Below are 21,782 nucleotides of genomic sequence, written 5' to 3'. Positions count from 1 at the left end.
CGATCGGGGCGCTTGTTCGTGCGCGATCCGGCACCTGCCGGACTGTTTGTTGCGCGTCGCCTGGTCCCTTCGATTTTGTTTGACCTGCCTTGCAAGGGGAGAAAGGATGCGTCATCCGATCCCGACGTTGGCTGCTGCCCCACGCGGCCTTCGCAGAGGAAATGCCTGATGACGCTGCATGATGTCGCGCTCGACGACAAGTTCGATCTCGGGAAGGAGCGCATCTTCCTGTCCGGCGCGCAGGCGGTCATCCGCATGCTTCTGATGCAGCGCGAGCGCGACCGTCGCGCGGGCTTGAACACGGCCGGTTTCGTCTCCGGCTATCGCGGTTCGCCGCTCGGCGGCCTCGACATGCAGCTGTGGAAGGCGAAGAAGCAGCTCGCCGGGGCCGACATCGTCTTCCAGCCAGGCCTCAACGAGGAACTGGCCGCGACCGCCTGCTGGGGATCGCAGCAGACGGAATTGCTGGGCGAGGGCACCCATGACGGCGTGTTTTCCGTCTGGTACGGCAAGGGGCCTGGCGTCGATCGTTCGGGCGACGTGTTCCGCCACGCCAATCTCGCCGGCTCGTCGAAGCATGGCGGGGTGCTCGCGCTGATGGGCGACGACCACATGGCCGAATCCTCGACCAATGCGCATGCCACCGAATTCCTGTTCGTCGACACCATGGTGCCGATCCTCAACCCGGCAGGTGTCCAGGAGATCATCGATTACGGCCTCTACGGCTTTGCCATGTCGCGCTTTGCCGGCACCTGGGCGGCGATCAAATGCGTCAAGGACAATATCGAATCGACGGCCTCGGTCGATGCCTCGCTCGAGCGGCTGAACATCGTCGTGCCGGAGTTCGACATGCCGCCCGGCGGCCTCAACATCCGTCACGAGATCGACATGCTGGGCCAGGAGGAGCGCCTGCATGAACACAAGCGCGCCGCGGCTTCCGCCTTCATCCATGCCAACGGATTGAACCGCATCGTCTATTCGGGCGGCCGCAGCCCGAAGATCGGCATCATCACGCTGGGCAAGAGCTATCTGGATGTGCGCCAGGCGCTGGAGGACATCGGCATTGACGAGGCGGCCGCCAACCGCATCGGCGTGCGGCTGTTCAAGGTCGGCTGCCCCTGGCCGCTCGATCTGCACCACATCGCCGACTTTGCCCGCGGCCTCGACACCATCGTCGTCGTCGAGGAGAAGCGCTCGCTGATCGAGGTGCAACTGCGCGAAAGCCTCTACGGCACCGCCTCGCAGCCGGTCATCGTTGGTAAGAAGGATGAGCGCGGCGACTGGCTGTTTCCGGCCAAGGGCGCGCTCGATCCCAACGAGATCGCGATTGCGCTCGGCGAGCGGATCGTGAAGACCATTGGTCCGTCGGAAGAGATTTCGGCGCGGGTGGGCAAGCTGCGCCAGTTCCAGGCGATGCTTGCGGACGCCACCGACATCGGCTCGCGCACGCCTTTCTTCTGTTCGGGTTGTCCGCACAATTCCTCGACCAAGGTGCCGGACGGCTCGATCGCCGCCGCCGGCATCGGCTGCCATTTCATGGCGCTGTGGATGGACCGCAACACGCTCGGCTTCACGGCCATGGGCGGCGAGGGCGCGCAATGGGTCGGCCAGGCGCCGTTCTCCAAGCGCGACCACATCTTCCAGAATCTCGGCGACGGCACCTACAACCATTCCGGCACGCTGGCGATCCGCTTCGCCCTGTCGAGCGAAGCCAACATCACCTACAAGATCCTCTACAACGACGCCGTCGCGATGACCGGCGGCCAGCCGCATGAGGGTGGCCTGACCGTCGACATGATCGCCAGGCAGGTGCGGGCGGAGGGCGTCGACCGCATCGCCATCGTCACCGACGAGCCCGACAAATATGCGGGCAAGGTCGAATTCCCCGCCGGCGCATCCATCCATCACCGCGACGACCTAGATCTCGTCCAGCGCGAGCTGCGCGACGTCAAGGGTGTGTCGATCCTGATCTACGACCAGACCTGCGCGGCCGAAAAGCGCCGCCGCCGCAAGCGCGGCACCTTTCCCGATCCTGACAAGCGCGTCTTCATCAACGAGCTGGTCTGCGAAGGGTGCGGCGACTGCGGCGTGCAGTCGAACTGCGTCTCGATCCAGCCGGTCGAAACCGAATTCGGCCGCAAGCGCAAGATCGACCAGTCGAGTTGCAACAAGGACTTCTCCTGCGTCAACGGCTTCTGCCCCTCCTTCGTCACCGTGCACGGCGCCAAGATCAGGAAGGCCGAAGGCTTGGCCGGCAAGGCCGATCCGCTCGACGGGGTGCCGACACCGGCCGAATTCCCGCTGGGCTCCGAGGGCTGGGCGGCGATCATCGACGGCGTCGGCGGCACCGGCGTGGTCACCGTCGGTGCAGTCCTCGGCATGGCGGCCCATCTCGAGGACAAGGGCTGCGGCATGATCGACATGGCCGGCCTCGCCCAGAAGGGCGGTTCGGTGTTTACCCATGTGCGCATCGCCCGCGCACCGGACGACATCCATGCCATCCGCGTTTCGGCGGGCAAGGCCGACCTGGTGCTTGGCTGCGACCTCGTCGTGTCGGGCGCCAAGAAGGTGCTGACGGCGGTGCGCGAGGGTCACACGATCTTTCTCGCCAACACCGCCGAGATCATGCCCGGCGAGTTTGCGCGCTCGGCCGATTTCTCGCTGCCCATCGAGCGGCTGAAGAAGGCGATCCGGAGCGCGGCCGGCGACGACAAGGCGCATTTCTTCGACGCCACCCGCACCGCCACCGCGCTGTTCGGCAATTCGCTTGGCGCCAACATGTTCATGCTCGGCTTCGCCTTCCAGCATGGCGGCCTGCCGCTGTCGGCCGAGGCGGTCGAAAGGGCGATCGAACTCAACGGCGAAGCCGTGGCGATGAACATCGCCGCCTTCCGCTGGGGCCGCCGCGCGGCACACGAGCCGGATTTCGTGCGTGGCCTCGTCGCGCAGCCGGGCAAGGCCGGGCAGGCCGCCCCGATCGCGCAGACGCTGGACGAGATCATTGGCCGCCGTGTCGCCTTCCTGACCGCCTACCAGAACGCCGCCTACGGCAAGCGTTATGCCGACACGCTGGCCCGCCTGCGTGCTGCCGAAACGAAGGCCGTGCCCGGTTCGACCGCCGTGACCGAGGCCGCGGCCAGGAACCTGTTCAAGCTGATGGCGATCAAGGACGAGTACGAGGTGGCGCGGCTTTACACCGACGGTTCCTTCGCCGCCGAGCTTGGCAAGCAGTTCCAGAGCTACGAAAAGCTCGAATTCCATCTCGCGCCGCCGATCATGGGACGGCGCGGCAATGACGGCAAACCGAGGAAATCGAGCTTCGGCCCCTGGATGATGAAGGGGTTTCGCCTGCTGGCGGCGCTCAAGAGGCTGCGCGGCACCGCTTTCGACCTGTTCGGATACACCGGCGAGCGGCGTATGGAACGGCAGCTTTTGGCACGGTATGAGAGCGATCTCGAGCTTGTCGCCAAGTCGCTGGCGCCGGGCAAGGTCGGGGCTGCGACCGCCCTCGTGTCGGTTCCGGCACTCATCCGCGGTTATGGCCATGTCCGGCAAGCCAGCGCCGAAAAGGCCGCCGGAGAGCGCCAAAGGCTCCTCGAACGCCTGTCAGCCGCCTCGAAGCGGCCGGAACTCCAGGCCGCCGAATGACGGATACGGCTTGTTTACCTGAACCGCATTTTCTCCACTTTCCCTAGCGTCAACTCCCTTGACCGCGAGCGGGCGACCGCTCCTCTAAATGTTTCTTAAGGCGAATATGGCACTGCTTGGCTCCCAAGGGTTGGGATTCAGGCGTGAATCTGAGAAAAAAGAACGAGATCCCGGTCGACGTCTACATTCCGTTCGTGGAAACCCTGTTTCGCGACGGACTGACGCTTTCGATCGGATTCTTTGCCCAGACCCTGCTGGTGGTGCTCGTCTATTGGAAAACCAGGGACCCGGCCTATCTTGCTGTGACCTTTGGTTTCCTGACCGTCGCCTTCCTGCGCTTGCGCAACATCCGCAAGTACCGGCACGCACCGACGCCCAAGAGCTGGGAGGAGGCCCGCCGGCGCGAGAACGACTATATTTTGTACGGCTCCATGCATGGTTTCATGCTGGGAGCCTTCTGTTTCGTCGGCATCTATCTTGCCTATGACGGATTTGCCGAGATCGCCGCGGTCTGCGTGACGCTGGCGTCGGCAACGTCGATCGCCGGCCGCAACTATGGTTCGCCCAGGATGGTGATGATCTTCATCATGACCATGACCTGGCCGATCTCTCTCGGCTTCATCCTGCGCGGCGATCCGTACCATTTCATTCTTGGCCTGCTTTCGGCGCCCTTCCTGTTCGCCATCAAGCGCTTCGCCGATCTGGTCCGCGAGGTGCTTTTCGCAGCGCTGTCGGAGGAAAAGAAGGCAAACCGCCTTGCCCAGCGTTTCAACCGGGCGCTCAACACCATGTCGCACGGCCTGGTCATGCTTGGCCCGGATGGCCGGGTGGCGGTCGCCAATGCCGAGGCCGCGCATTTGATGTCGCTCAAATCGGCCGACGCGCTGCTCGGACGATCGATCCACGGTCTCTTGATGCGCGGCGTCGCCGGCGGCATGCTGGCGCCGAAGGACTGCCGCTACATCGAGGCCCAGCTGACGCGCGCGCTGCGCGAAGGCCGCGACCGCAAGGTTCTAGTGTCCCTCGCCAATGGCCAGCATTATGAATTCTCGGCCCGCGAAGGCAGCCAGGAACTGGGGGTCATCACCTTCGAGGAAGTGACGGCGCGGGTCGAGGCGGAAGACAAGATCCGCTTCATGGCGCGCTACGACAATCTGACCGGCCTGCCCAATCGAGCCTATTTCCACGAACTGATCGGCGAGGCGATGGCTTCGGGCGATCGTGAGCGTCTCTGCGGCCTCGCCGTGCTCGACCTCGACGACTTCAAGAGTGTCAACGATACGCTTGGGCATCCCATCGGCGACGGGTTGATCTATGCGGTCGCCGAACGTCTTGCCGCCGTCGCCGGGCAAGGCATCACCGTCAGCCGTTTCGGCGGCGACGAGTTCATGGTTTTCTTCGACCGCATCGAGGATGAGAGTCACCTGACCATCGAGATCGACGAGATCTTTGCCGCGTTGCAGGGCGAAGTGGACGTCGCCGGCCACGGGCTGCGCATCCAGGCCAGCGGCGGCGCGGTGCTGTCGCGTGTCAGCGACAGCGATGTCGATGCCATGATCGTCAAGGCGGATCTGGCGCTCTACAAGGCCAAGGAACTCGGCAAGAACGGGTGGCGCCTGTTCGAGGCGGCGATGGACGCCGCCTTCCGCAATCGCCAGCTGATGAAAGCTGACCTGCGCAGCGCGGTGGAAAGCAAGGGCCTGCGGGTGGTCTACCAGCCGATCGTGGCGATGAGCACCATGCGCATCGCCAGCTGCGAGGCGCTGTGCCGCTGGGACCATCCCGATCTCGGACCGGTCTCACCAGGCATCTTCATTCCGCTGGCCGAGGAAATGGGCATCATTTCGGAAATCAGCACCTTCGTGCTGCATGCGGCCTGCACCGAATGTTCCAAATGGCCTGACCAGACCAGCGTCTCGGTCAACCTCTCCGCCAAGGATTTCCGCAGCCGCGACGTCATCCAGAAGGTTCGCGATGCCTTGGCGAGCTCCGGTCTCGCTGCCGGCCGGCTGGAGATCGAGGTCACCGAAACGGCGCTGCTCGACGATAAGTCGCTGACGCGCCAGTACATCGAGGAGCTGAAGCAGATTGGCGTGCGCATCGCGCTCGACGACTTCGGCACCGGCTATTCGAGCCTGAGCTATCTGCACAAGCTGCCGCTCGACAAGATCAAGATCGATCGATCGTTCCTCATGGACGTCACCCAGAACTCTCGTTCCCTGGAGCTGCTCAAGGGCATCGTCAATCTTTCGCGGCCGCTGGGGCTTTCGGTAACGGTCGAAGGCGTCGAGACCTTCGAACAGCTCAAGATCCTGGCGCTCGAGGTCAAGCCGGATCTCGTGCAGGGCTTCCTGTTCGGCTCCGCGCTCAGCGCGTCCGGTATCGAGACCATGTCGACCACGGTCTGGCCCTTCGCCAAGGAAATCAAAAGCGCCAAGAGGGCATCCCGCGGCTAGTTTGCGGGACGGATGCTTTTAATTTTAGTAAAATTTACCGATTGTTAACCTTAACGTTCGGTAAACAGTGCCCGGATCATTTTCATCTTTACATCCCGTGGTCTCGTCGTAGGGTTGAAACGCGGCGGCATTTACGGGGAAAGTCCATGGACGCGCATTTGACAGCGCTTCGCCAGGTGGCGGGCGTGAGCGAAGAAAATTCGCCCGACAACATGTCGAGCTTTGCCCGAAACATCTCAGCGATGTTGGAGCGCACTGAATATCGCCGCTGCGACAAGGGCGAAGACCTCGAAGACATCTACAGGTTGCGCTACAAATCCTATCGGTTGAGCGACATGGTCCCGGAGAATCCGGATCATATTATCCACGACGAGCTCGATGAAGCCGAGAACTGTTCGAAGTTCGGCATCTACATTGACGGCGACCTGGTCAGCACGCTGCGCATCCACCATGCCTGCCACGAGACGCCGCAGTCGCCTTCCACTACGGTTTACGGTGATATCCTGCGGCCAATGCTTGCCGCCGGCGCCCATTTTGCCGATCCGAGCCGCTTTGCCGCCGACCCGGACTGGTCGAGGGTTTATCCGCAGATCCCTTATCTCACGCTGCGCCTTGCCGGCATGGCCTGCTTCTACTTCGATGCGCCCTACTGCCTTTCCACCATCCGGCCTGAGCATGCGGGCTTCTATCGCCGCATCTATTGCTCCGAGCAGATCGGCGAATTGCGCGACTATCCGGGCCTGAACTACAAGGTCGTGCTCTACCGCGCCAACGTCAACGCGATCCGCGAGCGCTCCTTCTCCCGGTTCCCCTTCTTCCGCTCGACGCCGCTAGAGCAGCGCATGCTGTTCGAGACGCCTGGTGCGGGCGAACTGGCACCGCTGACCATCCTGCCGACGGCAAAGTATTTTCGCGAAGCCGCCTGAGGCCTCGCGACCGACGCCGCGCGCGATTTTTCCCGACATCCGTGGAGCTTCCAGGCGGTTTCCGCGTTCTGGGTGACGGCGGGCGCGCCGGGAATGTGCGCCGGCTGTCGCGTCGTTATCGCATGGGCCATACAGTCGTCGACCAGACAGGGTCGAAAGGAGTTCCCCATATGACCGTTTCAACGCTCGCGCTCACGCCGCTGATCTCCTTGATAGCCGGCGTGCTGATCCTCGTGATGCCACAGCTGTTGAACTACATTGTCGCGATCTACCTGATCATCGCCGGCCTGCTTGGATTGTTCCCGCACCTCGCCGGCTGAAGCCGGCGCAATTTCAGGAAAGTGTAAGGCGCTTTCCCTTGGGAGTTGCGTCAGCATCAACTCTCAGCCGGCGAAGAAGCGTAGCGCTGCGGCGACGACGGCCTCCGGCCTGTCCTCCTGCATGAGATGGCCGGAACCGGGGACGAGGGTCAAGGCGCAATCCGGCAACATGGCCGCGAGCCTTTGGCCGCTTTGCGGTGATATCCAGCGGTCGTCCTCTCCCCACAGCAAAGCGACGGGGCAGCGGAGTTCGCCGTAGAGCGGTTCGACCTCGTCGGTGAAACGCGGGTCCATCTGGGCGATCTGCCGATAGAAAGCCGGCTGGCCAATAGGCCCGGTCCAAGGCGCGATGTAGGGTTCCAGTTCGCTGTCCGACAGAGGCCTGGCCGCAGCGCCCGAAACATACGCCTTCAGGATCGCCACCTGTATGTAGTCAGGCACGCCGGCGAAGGCAGCCTCATGTCGTCGGACATGCTGAACGAAGGGCGAGCCCCATGGCCGCACCGCCACCGGGTCGATCAAAAGCAACCTGTCGTAGTCACGGCCGTCGATCAGGTGCGCGCGCAGCGCCGTGGCGCCGCCGAAATCATGGGCGATGACCTTGGGTCGATCGAGCTCCCAAAAGGCCAGCATCGCTGCCAGCGCCTCGTTCTGGATGCCCAGCGAAACATCCTGGCCATCCCGTTTGGTTGATCGCCCATATCCGGGGAGATCGTAGAAATACAGCGTATGCTCGCGCGCCAGTTCCGGTGCGACGCGATGCCAGACATGCGAGGAGAACGGCGTGCCATGCACGAGCACGATCGGAGGGCCTGAGCCGGCGGTCCCCCACGCAATGGCAGTGTCGTTCCAGTCAAATGTCTGTGTGGGCGTGATCATGGCACTTCACCACCGGCTGTTCATCCGGCGACGATACTCCCCCGCGACAACGTCCAGAACCGCCAAATTCTCACAGCAGCTTCAACGGAGCTGACACATGATGCTGGCAGTTTCAATTTTCCCTTGAGGCAGTTGTCGGCTGCCATGCGGCAATAGCGCCATTGCTCTTGGCCCGGCTTTTCGCTATGTGCCTCAAAGATGTCTTCGAAGGGGTATTCCTATGGCTGATCACACGCCGAGCGGTCCTGTAGAACTGGGCGCGAAGATGGACTACGCCGAGCATGACCGCACCTATGCGGGCTTTCTCATGCTGGCCAAATACGGATCGCTTTTCTGCGGCGCCATACTCCTGGCGATGGCTTTCGGCTTCTTCGCTGGCGGCTTCTTCTCGGCGACCATCCTGTTCATCCTGATCATGGCCGTTGGCGCTTTCATTCTGCGGTAGACTTTCCAAAACCCTCTTGCCTTGACGTCGCCGGACGCCCCGGCCGACACTTTGCGCAGACAGGTTCCAGCCGAAAGGATCATGCGGTGGGACAGACGGTTTTCATCCCTCGTGAGCTTGACGCGAACGAACCGCGTGTCGCGGCCTCGCCGGATACGGTGAAGCGGCTGGCCGGACTTGGCTTCGATGTCGTCGTCGAGACCGGTGCCGGCACCAGGTCGCGCATCCCCGACGACGAGTTCGCCAAGGCAGGGGCTGCCATCGGCAAGGCCGCGGATGTCGCCAAGGCCGATGTCGTGCTCAAGGTGCGCCGGCCGTCGGAAGCCGAGCTGAAGGGCTACAAATCCGGCGCCGCCGTCATCGCCATCATGGACCCCTACGGCAACGATGCCGCCGTCGCGGCCCTGGCCAAGGCCGGTGTCACCGCCTTCTCGATGGAATTCATGCCGCGCATCACCCGCGCGCAATCGATGGACGTCCTGTCCAGCCAGGCCAACCTTGCCGGCTACCAGGCGGTGATCGACGGCGCCTCGGAATATGATCGCGCGCTGCCGATGATGATGACGGCGGCCGGCACTGTTCCTGCCGCCAAGGTGTTCATCATGGGCGTCGGCGTCGCCGGCCTGCAGGCGATCGCCACGGCGCGCCGCCTCGGTGCGGTCGTCACCGCCACCGACGTGCGCCCCGCCGCCAAGGAACAGGTCGCTTCGCTCGGCGCAAAGTTCCTCGCCGTCGAGGACGAGGAATTCAAGGCCGCCGAGACGGCCGGCGGCTACGCCAAGGAAATGTCCAGGGAATACCAGGCCAAGCAGGCGGCGCTCACCGCCGAACACATCGCCAAGCAGGACATCGTCATCACCACGGCACTGATCCCCGGCCGGCCGGCGCCCAAGCTGGTGTCGGAGGCCATGGTCGCTTCGATGAAGCCGGGCTCGGTGCTCGTCGACCTCGCGGTCGAGCGTGGCGGCAATGTCGAAGGCGCGGTTCCAGGTCAGGTGGTGAACACGGCCAATGGCGTAAAAATCGTCGGCCACCTCAACGTGCCGGGCCGCGTCGCCGCATCCGCCTCGCTGCTCTATGCCAGGAACCTGTTCGCCTTCCTCGAGACGCTGGTCGACAAGACGACGAAGACGCTCGCCATCAACCGCGATGACGATCTGGTCAAGGCGACGATGCTGACCGATGGCGGCAAAGTCATTCATCCGGCCTTCGCCAAGGCCGACCAGCAGCCGCCAAAGGGCCAATATGTCGAGCCGGCCGCGATCCCGGCCAAGACCATGGTCGCAGACGCTTCGTCCAAGAAAGCCGCGCCCAAGAAGGCAGCCGCACCCAAGTCGCCCTCGTCGAAGCCGAAAGGGATCGCGTGATGGACCAGACCCTGCAGAAAGCCCTCGACCAGCTCGACCAGGCAAGTGCCGCCGTCCGGCTCGCGGTGCAGAACTTGGCCAATGCTCCCGGCGCCGATGCGGCGGGTGATGCCGCGCACGCGCTGTCGGGCGGCGCCATCGACCCCTTCGTCTTCCGTTTCGCCATCTTCGTGCTGGCGATCTTCGTCGGCTATTACGTCGTCTGGTCGGTGACCCCGGCACTGCACACGCCGCTGATGGCCGTCACCAACGCCATCTCCTCGGTCATCGTCGTCGGCGCGCTGTTGGCCGTCGGCATCGCCGCCTCCGGTGTTGCCGCCGGCTTCGGCTTCGTTGCGCTGATGCTGGTTTCGGTCAACATCTTCGGCGGCTTCCTGGTCACCCAGCGCATGCTGGCCATGTACAAGAAGAAGGACAAGTAGAGCGCCATGAACGCCAACTTCGCGTCCTTCCTCTACCTCGTTTCCGGCGTCCTGTTCATCATGGCGCTGCGCGGTCTGTCGCATCCGACCACCAGCCGCCAGGGCAATCTCTACGGCATGATCGGCATGGGCATCGCGATTGCCACCACGCTGGCACTGGCAACCCCGTCCGCCCCGCGCTTCGGCCTGATCGTGCTTGGCCTCGCCATTGGCGGCGGTGTCGGCGCCGTCACCGCGCGCCGCATCGCCATGACCTCGATGCCGCAGCTGGTCGCCGCCTTTCACTCGCTGGTCGGCCTCGCCGCCGTCATGGTGGCGGCCGCCGCCATCTATGCGCCGGAAAGCTTCGGCATCGGCACCGCGGGCGACATCCATGCCCAGGCACTGATCGAGATGAGCCTTGGCGTTGCCATCGGCGCCATCACCTTCACCGGCTCCGTCATCGCCTTCCTCAAGCTCGACGGTCGCATGTCGGGCAAGCCGATAATGATCGGCGGTCGCCACTTCATCAACGCCGCGCTCGGCGTGGCGCTGATCGTGCTGATCGTCCTGCTCGTCACCACCGAGTCAAAACTGGTGTTCTGGCTGATCGTCGCTGCCTCGCTGGTGCTCGGCATCCTGTTGATCATCCCGATCGGCGGCGCCGACATGCCGGTGGTCGTCTCGATGCTGAATTCCTATTCAGGCTGGGCGGCGGCCGCACTCGGCTTCACGCTCGGCAATCTGGCGCTGATCATCACCGGCGCGCTGGTCGGCTCGTCCGGTGCGATCCTGTCCTACATCATGTGCAAGGGCATGAACCGCAGCTTCATCTCGGTCATTCTCGGCGGCTTCGGCGGCGAGACGACTGCTGCCGCCGATGACGGCATCGAGCGCACGGTCAAGCAGGGCTCAGCCGACGATGCCGCTTACCTGATGATGAATGCCCAGAAGGTCATCATCGTGCCGGGCTACGGCATGGCGGTCGCCCAGGCGCAGCACGCGTTGCGCGAAATGGCCGACAAGCTCAAGGCCAACGGCGTCGACGTCAAATACGCCATCCATCCGGTCGCGGGCCGCATGCCTGGCCACATGAACGTGCTGCTCGCCGAAGCCAACGTGCCCTATGACGAGGTGTTCGAACTCGAGGACATCAACTCCGAATTCGCGCAGGCCGACGTCGCCTATGTCATCGGCGCCAACGACGTCACCAACCCGTCCGCGCGCGACGACAAGAGCAGCCCCATCTACGGCATGCCGATCCTCGATGTCGACAAGGCGCGCACCTGCCTGTTCGTCAAGCGCTCGCTCGGCTCGGGCTATGCAGGCATCGACAACACGTTGTTCTACAAGGACGGCACCATGATGCTGCTCGGCGACGCCAAGAAAATGACCGAGGAAATCGTCAAGGCCATGGATCACTGATCCGGCCGGCAGAAATCTCGACGTACACACGCAAAGAGCCCGGTTTCAAAGCCGGGCTCTTCTCGTTTCCATGGACGATTGCGTTCAGGGGTTCGCGAGAAATACCGCTTCCTCGTCGTCGCGTTGCCTGCCGCCCAGCGCCGCGGCGGCACTGGCGATGAAGGCGCCGATGACGAGTGACAGGGCGCCGAGCAGGGCGAAAGTCGCGCTTGCTTTTCGGGCTGTGTCGGCCGCCTGCTGTGCCTTGACCTTGGCATCCTGCGCCTTGGCCAGGACAGCATCGACACGCGTTTTGGCGTCCGCCTCGGAGAGGCCGGTGCGCGCGGCCACCAGTTGCGACAGGTATGTCTTGTCCTCCGCGGATACTTCACCCGCGACGGCACCGGCGATCAGGATGCGCGAGGCCTGCCCCGCCGCGGCGGCCTGATCGCCGGGGTTGCCGGTGGCGAGCTTGGCCGGATCGGCCGGCCGGAACAGCGAATCCACCAGATAGGAGGTCGCATTGTCGGCCGATGCCGATGCGTTGCTGGCATTGGCGGAGGCGCCCGCCGACGCTCCCATGGCGGCGCCCGAAGCCACATTGGATGCTGCCTGCACGCCCGTTCCAATCGCTGCCGAAAGTGCCGAGCCAAGCACGCCTACGACGAGCAAGGTGGCCAATGCCCAAGCGAGGAAGCCGTGAGCGGTGTCACGGAAATAGACTTCGTCGGTGTGGATGCCGACCCATTTGGTGCGCAGCCGGCCCGCCAGATAGCCGCCGACACCCGACGACAACCATTGCACGACGACCAGCCAGATCGCAGTCGATACCGCGAAACTGGTCGCCGAGAGGCCAGAGCCCGACCAGGGTGAAACCATCGTTAGCCCAAGCCCGGAGCCGAGCAGCATGAGGATGAAGGTCAGCGTCGAGGCCGCGAAGGCACCGGCGATGATCGGTCCCCAACTGACAGCCGTGGAGGATGATTCCGTTGCAGTCGATACGCCGACAGCCGATAGGGTGGAGGACTGCATGGAGGCCTCCTATCGCATGAAAAGCATGAGGAGAATGATGATCGGAATCGGAACTCCGAGCAGCCACAGTAGAATGCCGCGTCCCATGAAAGCCTCCTGTAAGAAATTGTGATCGACACTGTCACAATGTCTTTGAAGGCCTTCTGTTCCGGCAACTCCTCAATGATTTTGATTGTGCAAGCCGACATTGGCGGGCCCCGGGGCACGCCAATATCTCAAAAAAGCTTGCCGAGACCTCAAATATCGAGATTGGCGACCGACAGCGCATTGTCCTGGATGAACTCGCGCCGCGGCTCGACCTCGTCGCCCATCAGCCGCGAGAACAGCGAGTCCGCGTCGGTGGCATCATTGACCTTGACCTGCAGCAGCGAGCGCACATTCGGGTCGAGCGTGGTTTCCCAGAGCTGCTCGGCGTTCATCTCGCCGAGACCCTTGTAGCGCTGCATGGTCAGCCCCTTGCGGCCGGTCGCAAAGACGGCGTTGAGCAGCGCCAGCGGCCCCGACACGGTTTCGGACACATCCTTGCGGCGCAGCACCGGCGGCGTCCCATAGACCTCGCTGAGGCGCTGTGCGTAGCGGTCGAGCTGGCGGGCGTCGGCCGAATTGATCAGTGCCATGTCGAGATGGGCGTATTCCTTGACGCTGCGCACGGTGCGCTCGAACACATAGCCGCCGATCCCTTCGTTCGACGTCGACATCCGCCCCGTCCAGCCGCGCTCGGTATCCTCGGCTATGATGTCGAGACGTTGTGCGACCCGCTCCGCCATCGCATTGGCGCGGCCGAGGTCGGCAAAGACGTCGGGGTTGAGCCCGCCGGCGATCGCGGCCTGTTCGACCACGCCCCTGTTGTAGCGCGTGTGCAGGCCGTTGATGAGCTGGCGCACGGCCAGCGCATCGTCGATGGCGCTGCGCAGGTCCTGCCCGGCCCGAACCTCGCCGGAGCCCAGCGCAAGCGAGGCTTCCTCGAGCCCGGAGCCGATCAGGAATTCCTCGAAGGCGCTCTCGTTCTTGATGTATTGCGAGCTCTTGCCGCGCGTCACCTTATAGAGCGGCGGCTGGGCTATGTAGAGGTGGCCGCGCTCGATCAGTTCCGGCATCTGCCGGAAGAAGAAGGTCAACAGCAAGGTCCTGATATGGGCACCGTCGACGTCGGCGTCGGTCATCAGGATGATCTTGTGGTAGCGCAATTTGTCGGCATTGAACTCGTCCTTGCCGATCGAGGTGCCGAGCGCGGTGATCAGCGTGCCGATCATGTCGGAGCCGAGCATGCGGTCGAAGCGTGCCCGCTCGACATTGAGGATCTTGCCGCGCAAGGGAAGGATCGCCTGGTTCTGCCGCGAACGGCCACCCTTGGCCGAGCCGCCGGCGGAATCACCCTCGACGATGAAGATTTCGGATTTCGCCGGGTCGCGTTCCTGGCAGTCGGCCAGCTTGCCGGGCAGGGACGTGACGCCGAGCGAGCTCTTGCGGGTGATGTCGCGCGCCTTGCGCGCGGCTTCGCGCGCCGCCGCGGCCTGGATCACCTTGTCGATGACCACCTTGCCCTCGGTCGGGTGCTCTTCCAGCCAGGTGCCGAGCGCCTCGTTGACCAGCCCCTCGACCACCGGACGGACTTCCGACGAGACCAGCTTGTCCTTGGTCTGCGAGGAGAATTTCGGGTCGGGAACCTTGACCGACAGCACCGCCGTCAGGCCTTCGCGGCAATCGTCGCCGATCAGCGAGACCTTTTCCTTCTTGGTCAGGCCGGAGGAGTCGCCGTAGCCGGTGATCTGGCGCGTCAGCGCGCCACGGAAGCCGGCCAGGTGGGTGCCGCCATCGCGCTGCGGGATGTTGTTGGTGAAGGCCAGCACGTTCTCGTGGTAGCTGTCGTTCCACCACATCGCCACTTCGACGGTAATGCCGTCGCGCTCGGCCTTGATGGCGATCGGTTTGTCGATCAGCGGTTTCTTGACCCGGTCGAGATATTTGACGAACTCTTCGAGGCCGCCATCGTAATGCAGCTCATGCCGCAACACGTCGGCATGGCGGGCATCGGTCAAGACGATCCGCACGCCGGAATTGAGGAAGGCGAGTTCGCGCAGCCGGTGTTCCAGCGTGCCGAAGTCGAATTCGACCATGGTGAAGGTCTCGGCCGACGGAAAAAAGGTGATTTCCGAGCCGCTGCGCCCCTCATAGGTGCCCGGCTGCTTGTCCTGTTCATAAGTGCCGGTCACCTTCAGCGGCGCGTCCGCATTGCCATGCGTGAAGCTCATCTCGAAGATCTGGCCATTGCGGCGGATTTTGAGTTTCAGCCACGCCGAAAGGGCGTTCACCACCGAGACGCCCACACCATGCAGGCCGCCCGACACCTTGTAGGAATTCTGGTCGAACTTGCCGCCCGCATGCAGCTGCGTCATGATCACTTCGGCGGCCGAAATGCCTTCGCCGGTGTGGATATCGGTCGGAATGCCGCGGCCATTGTCGATAACCGTCACCGAACCATCGGGGTTGAGCGTCACCGTGACCAGGTCGGCGTGACCGGCCAGGGCCTCGTCGATGGCGTTGTCGACCACCTCATAGACCATGTGATGCAGGCCTGAACCGTCGTCGGTATCGCCGATATACATGCCGGGGCGTTTGCGGACGGCGTCCAACCCCTTCAAAACCTTGATGGAATCGGCGCCGTATTCGGCTTCAGCGCCGTTGGTGTTCTCGATCTGGTCGCTCATGAAAACCTGTTGTCTAGATGCCGCTTGTACAGCGCGAAAAATCGGCCCCGAATCGCGCCTCTGCTATGCACAAGATATAGGCGCTAAAGGCGGTTTTTCCAAGGTTTGCAGGCATTTCCGGCCCAAATGCCCAGCCGGCAGCCAGCTATTTTTTTCGGGCGCCGAATTTAGCGAGAAGCCCGCGCAGATATTTGATCGTGGGTTTGTCCCTGGGCGCCAGCCGGCCCGTGCGATCGAGCTCCAGCGTCAGGTTCAGCGCCTTGGTCAGCACCGCCTTCGGATCCTTGGCCACATACGCATAGTTGATGTAGGCCTGCACCAGGTCAAATTGCCAGATCGCATTGTTCGGGTCGGACCGGGCCAATTGCTGGCGAATGCCAAGGCTGGCTTCGAAGGCTTTCTTGGAGGCCTCGAAGTGGCGCTGCTTGGTCTCCAGCATACCGATTTCCGACAGGGTGATCGACAGATCGCGTTGCCAGTCGGAATTGCCTGGGTCGAGCTTCGCCAGCCGGTCGGCAATGGCAAGGCTGTCCTGGTAGTTTTGCAGTGCCTCGCTGGTATTGCCTTGGGCGTCGAGCACGCCGGCAACCTTCTCCAGGCAGACCGACAGGTCGCGCTGCCACTCGGTGTTGGCGGGGTCACCAGCGGCAAGGTCACGCGCCACTGCCAGTGCTTGCCGGTAGGAAGCCAGTGCCGCCGGCCAGTTCTCCTGGTCGTTGAGCGCATTGCCGATCTTGGCGTAACTGATCGACAGGTCGCGCTTCAAGTCGGTATCGTTGGGGTCGCGGCGTACCAGGTCCTCGGCGATTGCCTGGCTCCTGCTGTAGGCCACGAGCGCACCGGCGGCGTCGCCGCGTTGGCGCAGCACGTCACCGATCCGCTCCTGGCTGACCGAGACAGCGCGCTGGCGCTCTGGGTCATCGGGTTTGTTCCCCGCCAGCACCAGCCGAATTCTCAGGCTCTCTTCAAAGGCCGTCTGGGCGTCGTCCAACTGGCCGGCGGTGCGGGCAAGGTCGCCGATCTCGTCATAGCTTATGGTCAGGTCGCGCAGCCGATAGGCGCTGTCCGGCTCGGCATCGGCCAATTTCTGCTTGNATCTCGTCATAGCTTATGGTCAGGTCGCGCAGCCGATAGGCGCTGTCCGGCTCGGCATCGGCCAATTTCTGCTTGATCGACAGGCTCTCTCGATAGGCTTGGGCCGCCGCTCCCACATCGCCTTGCGTGGCCAGCACGTTGCCGATCTTGTCATTGGCCATGGCAAGATCACCGAGCCAGTCTTTCTTGTCCGGCATGCTTGCGGTCAGCGCCTGCAGCATGCCCCTGGCCGCCTCATAGTTTTCGAGCGAGGTCGGCAGGTCGCCTTGCGCCATTTTTATGTTGGCGAGCTTGATGTGGCTGATGGCGAGATCCCGCTTGACGCTAGGATCGGCTTCCTGACGCGACCGCTGCTCGAGATTGGCCAACAGGGCGGTGAAGGCGCGGCCGGCCGCCTCGACATTCCCGACCGTCGTATGGAGCTGACCGAGTTCCTCCAGCGTGCGGCTCTGACGGTCGGCCTGTTCCAGGTTGAGAGCGGTCTGCCCAGCTTCGCCATACAGCGACAGCACCGTTTCATAGCCCTTGATGGCCGCCGTATAGTTGAGATCGGCGCGCGCGGCACCCGCCGACAAGAACAGTGTTGCGGCCTGCGACAGCGTGCGGTCGACGAAATTCGCCTTCAGCGCCTTGCGCGACACCTCGTCGACAGCGACCGCTTCGGCGAGCTTCGCCTGGGCCGCGCCGAAGGCGCCCAGGGCCAGCTGCTCCTCGGCCTGGCGGCGCAGTTCAGTCACCCGCGGATCGTCGGCAGCCAGCGTCTTCATCTCGGCGCGCACCTTGACGAAGGCGTCGGCCGCCTCGCGCAGCCGGGCATTCAGGCTGTCCGCCGACAGGTGGCTGGTGTCGGCGCTGATCAGCGCGCCATAGAGCGGCGCCAGCGGCATGTCGGCATCGCTGGCGATCTGCTCGACCTGGCCGCGCATTTCCGGCGTCACGTCGGCCATGGCCAGCAGCAGGCGTTCGCGCTCCGGCAACTGTTCCCTGGCGGTAGCGGCGAAGAACAGCTTCGGCAGGCCGCTTTCGACATAGGGCAGCTGCTTGCCGCGCGACAGATCATAGACCTCCTGCTGCACCAGCGTCAGGACGGAGCGGATTTCGAGCCCATCGGTGCCGAGATATTTGGTCAGCGCCGTGGTGAAGGGCGAGTTCTGGCCGGTTCCGTCGGCGGCCGTCTCGCCGGGCGCGGCCGAAAAAGCAAACAGGATGTTTTCCGCCCGGCCAACGCGCCCGAGGCCCGGCTTGACCTTGTCCGCGACATCCTTTGCCATGGCGGTGGCGCCGCGTCCTTCGCCACCGTTCCCCGAGAACGGGTCGCTGCGGCAGGCATCGAGCACGATCAGCCCGACCTTGGCCGTGGCGGCGACCGCGTCGCGCACCTCTTCCAGCGGCAGGCTGGTCTTGTCCAGCGCGTCGAGCGAGGACGCGTCGGCATCGACCGGCAGCAGCCGGTTGTCGCCTGAGATCTCGACGCCATGGCCGGAGAAATAGACCAGCGCCACGTCGGCACCCTTGGCGTCTTCGCGAAAATCATCGAGTGCGCGCCGCATGCGCCGCAGATCCCGGTTGGTTTCGAGGACGACCTCGAAACCGAGCTTCTTCAGCGCCGCTTCCATCGCCTCGCCGTCATGGACGGGATTGGCGAGCGGCCGGACCAGCCGGTAGTCGTCGTCGGCCATGACCAGCGCCACGCGCCGCTCGGCCACCGCCGTGGCGGTGGTCGCGAGCATCAGCAGCAAGGCAAACAGCAAACGCAAGTGGAACCGCCCCCCGGGCTCGGTCGTTTGCCGACCATTCCACCTCTTTATCGCGCGGGCAAGCCGGCTCGAACCGGCTCGTTCAGGCCGCGCGCATCGGCTTCAGTGCCTCGCTCCAGCGCGACAGCTCGTCCAGCATGGTCCTGGCTCCGCCAGCCACCTGCTCGCTGGCGTTGAAAGCACGGTTTTCGTCGAGCAGCTTCTGGTACATCGGCAGCGCGACGCCTTCGGGGATAGGCATGATTCCGACCGATGTCAGTAACGGCTTCAGCGCCTGCGCCGCGCGCAGGCCACCGGAAACGCCGCCATAGCTGAAAATGGCGGCGGGTTTGTATTTCCATTCCCGCGCGAGGTAATCGACCGCGTTGACGATCGCAGGCGCGACGAAATAATTGTACTCCGGCGCCACGAACACAAACGCGTCGGCGGCGTCGGTCGCCTTCGACCAAGCCTTGGTGTGGTCGTTCTGGTAGTTGCCAAGTCTCGGATGATGCGGCTCGTCCAGCACCGGCAGGTCGAACGCAGCGATATCGGTCAGCACCGGCTCGAATTTTCCATGCTCGCGCGCGAACGCCTCCAGCCACTCGGCAAAAACCGGACCGGCGCGCCCGGGCCGCGTGCTGCCGATGATGATGTTCAACTGGTGCTTCAAGGCGGGCTCCTTCGATTGGCGGTATCCGTTGGTGACGGTCCCTACGGCAGAGCGCAGCGAGGGACAAGGCGGGAGCCTGCGCCCGGCGGTCACGATCGGATGAACAAAACCGTCTGCTTTCGCTTCTCGTGCTGGCCTGGTTCGTCCTGCCGTTCGGCCACATGGACGCCCGCATCGCCAGTCACTACATTGAGGGCGAACAGCGGAGCACTTCATGGACACGCAGCCCGCCCCATTCGTTCCGCCCGCGCCGAAGCCGCGCACGTCGCCGCCTTCGACGCTGGAGATGATCCGCATCGTCTACCGCAATCCGCTCGAACTGTGGGGCGAGCAGACCTACAACGAACCCTGGATTTCGGCCAACGGCGCCGGCGGACCGCTGGTCATCGCCAACGACCCCGGTCTTATCCGCCATGTGCTGGTCGACAATGCCAGGAACTACAAGATGGCGACGGTGCGCCAGAAGATCCTGCGCCCGATCCTGCGCGATGGCCTGCTGACCGCCGAGGGCGAGGTCTGGAAGCGGTCGCGCAAGGCAATGGCGCCGGTGTTCACCCCGCGCCACATTTTCGGCTTCGCCCAGCCGATGCTGAAGCGCACGCGCGAGTTCGCCACCCGCTACGAAGCGGGCGGGACGTCCGATATCGCCCATGACATGACGATGCTCACCTACGACATCCTGGCCGAGACGCTGTTTTCCGGCGAGATCGCTGGCGAGCAGGGCAGTTTCGCCAATGAGATCGATCGTCTGTTCGAGACCATGGGCCGTGTCGATCCGCTCGACCTGTTGCGCGCGCCCGACTGGCTGCCGCGGCTCACCCGCATCCGCGGCCGCAAGACCATGGCCTATTTCCGCAAGATCGTCACCGACACGGTCAATATGCGCGAAGAGAAGGTCAGGCGCGATCCCGATGCCGTGCCGCAGGATTTCCTGACGCTCCTGCTCAAGGCCGAGGGGCCAGAGGGGCTGACGCGGGCCGAGGTCGAGGACAACATCATCACCTTCATTGGCGCCGGCCATGAGACCACGGCGCGCGCACTCGGCTGGACGCTTTATTGCTTGGCGGAATCGCCATGGGAGCGCAACAGGGTCGAACAGGAGATCGATCACGTGCTGGCGCGCGAAGCCGATCCGACGAAGTGGCTGGACGCCATGCCATTGACGCGCGCCGCCTTCGAGGAGGCGCTCCGGCTCTATCCGCCGGCGCCATCCATCAACCGTGAGCCGATCGTGCCGGAGATGTGGAAGGATCTTTATATCCCCAAGCACGCGGCCGTGCTGGTCATGCCATGGGTCGTTCACCGCCACCGCAAGCTTTGGGACAGGCCCGATGCCTTCCTGCCGGAGCGTTTTCACCCGGGAAACCGCGAAAAGATCGACCGCTTCCAGTATCTGCCGTTCGGCGCGGGGCCGCGCGTCTGCATCGGCGCCAGCTTCGCCATGCAGGAGGCGATCATCGCGCTCGCCATCCTGCTATCGCGCTTCCGCTTCGACGTGACCGCTGAAACGAAGCCCTGGCCGGTGCAGAAACTCACCACGCAGCCGCAAGGTGGCTTGCCCATGCAGGTCACGCCCCGCTAGGCGTGCCAATAGTCAGGTGGTGCCGGCCTGACCTTTGGATCGGTTGCGGCAGTTTATGCCGCGGGCTTGCGCTGCTGGAACTGGCCGGCGGCGCGGAAGCGCCAGAGATAGCTGGGCAGGACCGTCGCGATCGATTGCGGCTGGATGCCCAGCCCGGTGAGTGTCCGGTTGGCCTTGGTTGCCGCGTCGGAAACGATGTTGTGCTCGCGCAGCTGCTTCACCTGGTCTTTGGTCAGCAGCGGATTGGGCAACAGTCCGAGGATAGAGGCCTGGATGTTGGCCACCCACCACGGCACCGGCACCAGCAGGCGTTTGCGCTCGATCACCTCGAGCAGCTCTTCCATGCATTCCTTGAAGGTGAGCACCTGGGGGCCGCCAAGCTCGTAGATCTGGCCGCCATGGATCTTGCCGTCGACCGAGCGCGCCACCGCTTCGGCGACATCGCCGACATAGACCGGCTGCAGCTTGTTGTTGCCGCCGCCGATCAGTGGCAGCACCGGTGAATAGCGCGCCATATTGGCGAAGCGGTTGAAGAAGGAGTCCTCAGGCCCGAAATTGATCGATGGCCGGAAGATCACGGCATCCGCGATCGTCTCCAGCACGGCCTTTTCGCCAAGCGCCTTGGTGCGCGCGTAATCCGATTGGGAGTTCGGATCGGCGCCAATCGCCGAAATATGGGTGAGGCCGGCCCCGACGGAGCGCGCCGCTTCGGCCACCGCGCGGGCGCCGAACTCGTGCACGGCGGAGAATTTCTGCCGGCCGCTCTCATGCAGGACGGCGACCAGGTTGATGACGTGATCGGCGCCTTGGACGGCGCGGTCAACCGACCAGCGCACCCGCACATTGGCCTGTACCGGCTGGATCTGGCCGACATTGCCGAGCGGCTGCAAATGGCCTGCAAGGTCAGGCCGCCTGCAGGCGACCCGGATGCGATAGCCGCGCTTGGCCAGCGCGCGCACGACATGGCGGCCGACAAAGCCGGACCCGCCAAACACGACGACGAGCTTCGGGGTCTGCAGGATTTCGGTCATGGCGGGCTCCGGCGCACGTTCCAGATGGCTTGGCTGAAGCCGTTTCATAGTCCGTTTTGCGCCAAAGGCAAAGGGTGAC

16 protein-coding genes are annotated in these 21,782 nt (G+C 63.9%); 9 read left to right on the top strand and 7 right to left on the bottom strand.

From position 1 onward, the window contains the following. Window positions 1-168 precede the first annotated feature (168 nt). From X741_RS165045 to X741_RS1000000167835, 4 genes are all read left to right on the top strand, one after another. Entirely contained in the window at window positions 169-3,648 is a 3,480-nt protein-coding gene (locus X741_RS165045) for an indolepyruvate ferredoxin oxidoreductase family protein (protein ID WP_023775898.1), read from the top strand. A gap of 143 nt (window positions 3,649-3,791) precedes the next feature. After that, window positions 3,792-6,104: an EAL domain-containing protein gene (locus X741_RS165050; RefSeq protein ID WP_023775897.1), complete on the top strand. Its 2,313-nt coding sequence runs from the start codon at window positions 3,792-3,794 to the stop codon at window positions 6,102-6,104. A gap of 185 nt (window positions 6,105-6,289) precedes the next feature. Beyond that, the gene (locus tag X741_RS165055; RefSeq protein WP_348625667.1) at window positions 6,290-7,030 is read left to right on the top strand and encodes a hypothetical protein; all 741 of its coding nucleotides are present in this window, start codon (window positions 6,290-6,292) and stop codon (window positions 7,028-7,030) included. A 170-nt stretch (window positions 7,031-7,200) separates the two neighbouring features. After that, window positions 7,201-7,350 carry a DUF3096 domain-containing protein gene (locus X741_RS1000000167835; protein ID WP_023775896.1) on the top strand — a complete coding sequence of 50 codons (150 nt, stop codon included), beginning with the start codon at window positions 7,201-7,203 and terminating at the stop codon, window positions 7,348-7,350. 63 nt (window positions 7,351-7,413) lie between these two features. Here the strand turns inward: X741_RS1000000167835 and X741_RS165060 are convergent, their stop codons facing one another. After that, on the bottom strand, window positions 7,414-8,229 hold the full coding sequence (locus X741_RS165060; protein ID WP_023775895.1) for an alpha/beta hydrolase: 816 nt from the start codon (window positions 8,227-8,229) through the stop codon (window positions 7,414-7,416). A 220-nt stretch (window positions 8,230-8,449) separates the two neighbouring features. On the opposite strand from X741_RS165060, the gene X741_RS165065 reads away from it, so the two are divergent. The 4 genes from X741_RS165065 (at window position 8,450) to X741_RS165080 (ending at window position 11,867) form a co-directional block, all read left to right on the top strand. Further along, window positions 8,450-8,674 carry an aa3-type cytochrome c oxidase subunit IV gene (locus X741_RS165065; RefSeq protein ID WP_013891558.1) on the top strand — a complete coding sequence of 75 codons (225 nt, stop codon included), beginning with the start codon at window positions 8,450-8,452 and terminating at the stop codon, window positions 8,672-8,674. An 86-nt stretch (window positions 8,675-8,760) separates the two neighbouring features. Next, complete coding sequence (locus tag X741_RS165070) at window positions 8,761-10,041, top strand: Re/Si-specific NAD(P)(+) transhydrogenase subunit alpha (RefSeq protein ID WP_023775894.1); 1,281 nt, start codon at window positions 8,761-8,763, stop codon at window positions 10,039-10,041. After that, window positions 10,038-10,463 carry a proton-translocating transhydrogenase family protein gene (locus tag X741_RS165075; RefSeq protein WP_023775893.1) on the top strand — a complete coding sequence of 142 codons (426 nt, stop codon included), beginning with the start codon at window positions 10,038-10,040 and terminating at the stop codon, window positions 10,461-10,463. The genes X741_RS165070 and X741_RS165075 overlap by 4 nt, the downstream gene beginning before the upstream one ends. A gap of 6 nt (window positions 10,464-10,469) precedes the next feature. Beyond that, window positions 10,470-11,867, top strand: coding sequence for an NAD(P)(+) transhydrogenase (Re/Si-specific) subunit beta (locus tag X741_RS165080; RefSeq protein ID WP_023775892.1), 1,398 nt, complete (start codon window positions 10,470-10,472; stop codon window positions 11,865-11,867). Window positions 11,868-11,951: 84 nt separating this feature from the next. On the opposite strand, the gene X741_RS165085 is transcribed toward X741_RS165080, so the two are convergent. The 5 genes from X741_RS165085 to X741_RS165095 form a co-directional block, all read right to left on the bottom strand. Further along, a complete protein-coding gene (locus tag X741_RS165085) occupies window positions 11,952-12,878 on the bottom strand; it encodes a membrane protein (RefSeq protein WP_023775891.1) in 927 nt (308 codons plus the stop codon). 236 nt (window positions 12,879-13,114) lie between these two features. Then, window positions 13,115-15,586 (bottom strand): DNA topoisomerase (ATP-hydrolyzing) subunit B, encoded by a 2,472-nt coding sequence (gene gyrB, locus X741_RS165090; RefSeq protein WP_023775890.1) that lies wholly within the window; start codon window positions 15,584-15,586, stop codon window positions 13,115-13,117. A gap of 145 nt (window positions 15,587-15,731) precedes the next feature. Further along, window positions 15,732-16,670, bottom strand: a complete 939-nt coding sequence (locus X741_RS1000000170695; protein WP_245272624.1) for a tetratricopeptide repeat protein — start codon at window positions 16,668-16,670, stop codon at window positions 15,732-15,734. After that, window positions 16,612-18,438, bottom strand: a complete 1,827-nt coding sequence (locus X741_RS1000000170690; protein ID WP_245272623.1) for a caspase domain-containing protein — start codon at window positions 18,436-18,438, stop codon at window positions 16,612-16,614. The genes X741_RS1000000170695 and X741_RS1000000170690 overlap by 59 nt, the downstream gene beginning before the upstream one ends. An 82-nt stretch (window positions 18,439-18,520) precedes the next feature. Beyond that, window positions 18,521-19,090 carry an NADPH-dependent FMN reductase gene (locus X741_RS165095; protein WP_023775889.1) on the bottom strand — a complete coding sequence of 190 codons (570 nt, stop codon included), beginning with the start codon at window positions 19,088-19,090 and terminating at the stop codon, window positions 18,521-18,523. Between the two features lie 214 nt (window positions 19,091-19,304). Here X741_RS165095 and X741_RS165100 point away from each other — a divergent pair, with 214 nt between their 5' ends. After that, a complete protein-coding gene (locus X741_RS165100; RefSeq protein WP_023767459.1) occupies window positions 19,305-20,672 on the top strand; it encodes a cytochrome P450 in 1,368 nt (455 codons plus the stop codon). Between the two features lie 53 nt (window positions 20,673-20,725). On the opposite strand, the gene X741_RS165105 is transcribed toward X741_RS165100, so the two are convergent. After that, window positions 20,726-21,703, bottom strand: a complete 978-nt coding sequence (locus X741_RS165105; protein ID WP_023775888.1) for a complex I NDUFA9 subunit family protein — start codon at window positions 21,701-21,703, stop codon at window positions 20,726-20,728. Between the last annotated feature and the right edge of the window lie 79 nt (window positions 21,704-21,782).

The sequence above is a fragment of the Mesorhizobium sp. LNHC221B00 genome (genome assembly GCF_000502935.1).
GTDB lineage: Bacteria > Pseudomonadota > Alphaproteobacteria > Rhizobiales > Rhizobiaceae > Mesorhizobium > Mesorhizobium opportunistum.
This window is presented reverse-complemented; position numbering and strand designations above follow the sequence as displayed.